The organism is Paracoccus sp. (in: a-proteobacteria), assembly GCF_030536915.1.
Classification (GTDB): domain Bacteria; phylum Pseudomonadota; class Alphaproteobacteria; order Rhodobacterales; family Rhodobacteraceae; genus Paracoccus.
In genome coordinates, this window is sequence record NZ_JAUNPC010000019.1 from 1 (window position 1) to 1980 (window position 1980).

Below are 1980 nucleotides of genomic sequence, written 5' to 3' on the forward strand. Positions count from 1 at the left end.
TCGGCCGCGACCATGCGGGGCCGGGCAAGAACAGCCAGGGGCAGGACTTCTACGATCCCTATGCCGCGCAGGACCTGTTCCGGCAGCACCAGGACGAGATCGGCATCGAAATGGTCGATTTCAAACAGATGGTCTACGTGCAGGAACGCGCGCAATATGAACCCCGCGACGAGGTCGAGGAGGGCGCGACCATCCTCGACATCTCGGGCACGGAACTGCGCCGCCGCCTGCGGGAGGGGCTGGACATCCCCGAGTGGTTCAGCTTCCCCGAGGTTGTCACCCAGCTTCGCCGCACTTCGCCTCCGCGCGACCAGCAGGGCTTCACGGTGTTCTTCACCGGGCTGTCGGGGTCCGGCAAGTCCACCATCGCCAACGCGCTGATGGTCAAGCTGATGGAGATGGGCGGCCGTCCCGTCACGCTGCTGGACGGCGATGTGGTCCGCAAGCACCTGTCGTCCGAACTGGGCTTTTCCAAGGAACACCGCGACATCAACATCAAGCGCATCGGCTATGTCGCGTCCGAGATCACCAAGAACGGCGGCATCGCCATCTGCGCGCCCATCGCACCCTACACGGCCACGCGCCGCGCGGTGCGCGAGATGGTCGAGCAGTATGGCGCCTTCGTCGAGGTCCATGTCGCCACCAGCCTCGAGGAATGCGAGCGCCGCGACCGCAAGGGGCTCTACAAGCTGGCCCGCGAAGGCAAGATCAAGGAGTTCACCGGCATCTCGGACCCCTACGAGGAACCCGCGACGCCCGAACTGCGCGTCCAGACCGAAGGGGTGGACGTCGATTACGCCGCCCAGCAGGTGCTGCTGAAGCTGGAACAGATGGGGCTGATCGGGCTGAACTGATCGACTCATTGACAAGATGCCGCCCTCCGGTCCAACCCGGAGGGCGTTTTCGTCCCCGAGCCCCGGATGCCACAGCCCGTCCTGATCCTTTCTATGAAATGGGGCACGCTTTACGGCGCGGCGGATGTGAACAACCTTGCGGCGGGGGTGCGGCGGCACTTGGACCGGCCGCACCGCTTCATCTGCTTCACCGATGATGCAGCCGGGCTTGATCCCCGGATCGAGGCCCATCCGCTGCCCGCGCTCGACATGCCGCCGGGCAACCGGGACACGCGCTGGCGCAAGCTTGCCCTGTTCAACCCCGATCTTTTCGGGCTTTCCGGCACGGCGCTGTTTCTTGATCTCGATCTGGTGATCGTCGGGCCGCTCGGCCCGTTCTTCGACCATCCGGGCCGCTTCGTGATCCTGCGCGACGACGACCTGTTCCGGCCCAAGCCCCTGCGGCGGTTGAACCGCTCGCGCGACCGCTTCCTGCACATGGTCGGCAACACCTCGGTCTTCCGCTACGAGATCGGCGCCCATCCCGAGATCGTCGAGACCTATGTCACCGACCCGCAGGCGGCCGCCCGCCGCTATGAACACGAGCAGCAGATGGTCAGCAACATCCTGCAGCAACAGGGACTGCTGGGCTACTGGCCGCGGGGCTGGTGCGTCAGCTTCAAGAACACCTGCGTGGGCCGGGGGCTGGCAAGCTACCTGCGCGATCCGGCCTGTCCGACGGATGCCCGGATCGTCCTTTTCGCGGGCAATCCCAAGATGGCGGATGTGCTGGCCGGGCGGGGCGGGCGCTGGTATCGCCGCATCGGCGACACCGGCTGGCTGCGCCGCGCCTGGGAGGACGCGCCATGAGCCTGCATCTCGTCACCGGATCGGATGACAACTATGTCCCCGGCGTGCTGGTGCTGATCGCCTCGGCGGCGGCCCATACGCCGGGGTTGAGTGCGACGGTGCTGGACAATGGCATCTCGGCCGGGAACCGCGCCCGGATCGACGCGCTGGGCGCGCGGCTGGGCATCCCCGTCCGGCGGATCGAGATCGACGCGGACCATTTCGCCGACCTGCCGATCCTGCGGGGCCACCTGACCCGCAGCACCTATCTGCGGCTGCTGATCCCCTCGCTGATGCC

3 protein-coding genes are annotated in these 1980 nt (G+C 66.7%); all 3 read left to right on the plus strand.

What is annotated here, in order from left to right:
• Positions 1 to 854 (plus strand): adenylyl-sulfate kinase (gene cysC / locus Q4F04_RS05195; RefSeq protein WP_303368773.1); only part of this gene is annotated, 854 nt, incomplete at its 5' end.
• A gap of 93 nt (positions 855 to 947) precedes the next feature.
• A complete protein-coding gene (locus Q4F04_RS05200; RefSeq protein ID WP_303368774.1) occupies positions 948 to 1703 on the plus strand; it encodes a hypothetical protein in 756 nt (251 codons plus the stop codon).
• Positions 1700 to 1980: glycosyltransferase (locus tag Q4F04_RS05205; protein ID WP_303368775.1), on the plus strand; the 281-nt coding region annotated here is incomplete at its 3' end. The genes Q4F04_RS05200 and Q4F04_RS05205, both read left to right, overlap by 4 nt.